1 pseudogene is annotated in these 590 nt (G+C 54.9%); it reads left to right on the forward strand.

Annotated elements, in window-relative coordinates:
- Positions 1 to 590, forward strand: a pseudogene (gene gyrB / locus ACTHSP_RS21340) (DNA gyrase subunit B); the annotation flags it as partial.

Genomic DNA, 590 nt, shown 5'->3' on the forward strand with positions numbered 1-590 from the left:
ATCTCCGGCGGCTTGCACGGCGTGGGCGTATCCGTCGTCAACGCACTGTCCGACTGGGTAACGCTGACCATCTACCGCGACGGCAAAGAACACTTCGTCCGCTTCGTACGCGGCGAAACCGAAGAGCCGTTGAAGGTTGTCGGCGATTCCGACAAAAAAGGCACAACCGTACGCTTCCTCGCCAGCAGCGAAACCTTCGGCAATGTCGAATACAGCTTCGACACCCTTGCCAAACGTATCCGCGAACTCTCCTTCCTCAATAACGGCGTAGACATCGAGCTGATCGACGAACGCGACGGTAGACACGAAAGCTTCGCCCTCTCCGGCGGCGTGGCCGGCTTCGTGCAATACATGAACCGTAAAAAAACGCCATTGCACGAAAAAATCTTCTACGCATTCGGAGAAAAAGACGGCATGAGCGTCGAATGCGCGATGCAATGGAACGACAGCTACCAAGAAAGCGTGCAATGTTTCACCAACAACATTCCGCAACGCGACGGCGGCACGCACTTGACCGCACTGCGCCAAGTGATGACCCGCACCATCAACAACTATATCGAAGCCAACGAAGTGGCTAAAAAAGCCAAAGT

Source organism: Neisseria sp. P0001.S005, from assembly GCF_051963715.1.